This window comes from Neoroseomonas rubea (assembly GCF_016106015.1).
In the GTDB taxonomy this organism is placed as follows: Bacteria; Pseudomonadota; Alphaproteobacteria; order Acetobacterales; family Acetobacteraceae; genus Neoroseomonas; species Neoroseomonas rubea.
In genome coordinates this window covers 1-1,849 of record NZ_JACADQ010000523.1, presented here as the reverse complement: position 1 = coordinate 1,849, position 1,849 = coordinate 1, and the positions used below count along the sequence as shown (strand labels likewise).

The window sequence follows — 1,849 nt, the reverse complement described above, 5'->3', positions numbered from 1 at the left end:
CCCGCCGCGCGCAGGGGCGCCGGCGGGCCCATCCTCGGCGCGCGCGCGGCCGGCGCCGCCAGGCGCGACAGCACGTCCGCCAGCCGCCAGGGATGCACCGGCCCGCTGAACAGAAAGCCTTGCGCCTCCTGGCAGCCGGCCGCGACCACGGTCGCGAGCTGTTCCTCCGTCTCGATCCCCTCGGCGATCGTCGCCATGCCGAGTTCCCCGCACAGCGCGCTGACCGAGCGCACGATCGCCGCGTCGCCCTGGCGGACATGGATCTCCCGCACGAAGCCGCGGTCGATCTTCACCCGGTCGAAGGGGAAGGCCTGGAGGTAGGCGAGCGAGGAATAGCCCGTGCCGAAATCGTCGAGCGCGAAGCCGACGCCGAGCGCACGCAGCCGCTTCATCGTCTCGAGCGCGTCGTCCGCATTCTCGATCAGCAGGCTTTCCGTCACCTCGAGCTCGAGCCGCCGCGGGTCGAGCCCGGTCGCCGCGAGCACCTCCGCCACCTCCTGCACCAGCCCCGGCATGCCGAACTGGACGGAGGAAAGGTTGACCGACACGCGCATGTCCGGATCGGCCCAGGTGACGGCCTCGGCGCAGGCGCGGCGCAGCACGTGCAGGCCGAGCGCGGTGATCAGGCCCGTCTCCTCGGCCACGTCGATGAACTCGCCGGGGCTCGTCAGCCCCTCCTGGCCCGGACGCTTCCAGCGCACCAGCGCCTCGCAGCCGGTCGGGCGGCGCGTCAGCGCATGCACCTGCGGCTGGAAGAAGACCAGCAGGTCGCGGCCCTCATCCTCGAACAGCGCACGGCGCAGCTCGGTCTCGATGGTGCGGCGGCGGCGCGCCTCATGGTCCATCGCCGGCTCGAAGAAGACATGCCGGCCGCGGCCGCCGGACTTGCCGTGATACAGGGCGAGGTCCGCGGCGCGCAGCAATTCTTCCGCCGTGCCACCATCCTCGGCCCAGAGCGCGATGCCCACGGTGGTGCCGATATGCGCCACCTGGCCGTCGAGGTCGAAGGGCGAGGTCAGGGCGGCGACGAGCCTGTCGCCGACCATCGCGGCGACGTCGCGCTTCTCGGCCAGCGTCCCGGAGGCGGTGCGGAGCATGACGACGAACTCGTCGCCGCCCAGGCGCGCGACCATGTCCTCGGGGCGGCCGTCGTCGCCGGACCGAAGGCCCTGCCGGATGCGCGCGGCGACCTGGCGCAGCAGCGCGTCCCCGGCCGGATGGCCAAGCGTGTCGTTCACCTGCTTGAAGCGGTCGAGATCGAGATAGAGCAGCGCGAGCCCGCCGCGCCGCTCCGGCTCCTCCGCCTCCAGGCGCAGCTCCGCCAGGATCCGCTCCAGGCATTCCATCAGCCAGGCGCGATTGGCCAGCCCCGTCAGCGGATCGTGCCGCGCCATGTGGCGGATGTGCCGCTCGGATTCGTGCCGCTCGGTGATGTCGTCGAAGGTCGCGAGCCAGCCCCCCTGCGGCAGCGGCCGGTAGGTGACCGAGATGGCGCGGCCCTCCGGCTCGCTCTCGACGAAGGATTCGGAGGCGTCGGTGCCGGCGATTACCCGCAGGCGCCGCAGGATCGGGCCCGCGAGCCCGTCCTGGTCCGACTCGCCCGCCTGCAGGATCGCGGAGAAGGGCGTGCCGGGCACGAGCGGCTCCGGTGCCATGCCGAGCAGCGGCGCGGCGCGCGAATTGGCGATCACGAGCCGGTTCCCGGCATCGAACTTCCAGACGCCCTGCGGCATGCCCTCGAGCGCGGCGCGGAACTCGGCATGGCCCAGCGCGAGGTCGCGCGCGCGTGCGAGGCGCAGCTCGGCCGCCTCGCGCCGCTCCCGCTCCAGCCGCACCCGCGCGGCGGCGG

The 1,849-nt window shown here is 73.3% G+C and carries 1 protein-coding gene; it reads right to left on the bottom strand.

Annotation, left to right across the window (positions count from 1 at the left end; genetic code table 11):
• A partial coding sequence (locus tag HW577_RS24445; RefSeq protein WP_198378698.1) for a putative bifunctional diguanylate cyclase/phosphodiesterase occupies positions 1–1,849 on the bottom strand: 1,849 nt, incomplete at both ends.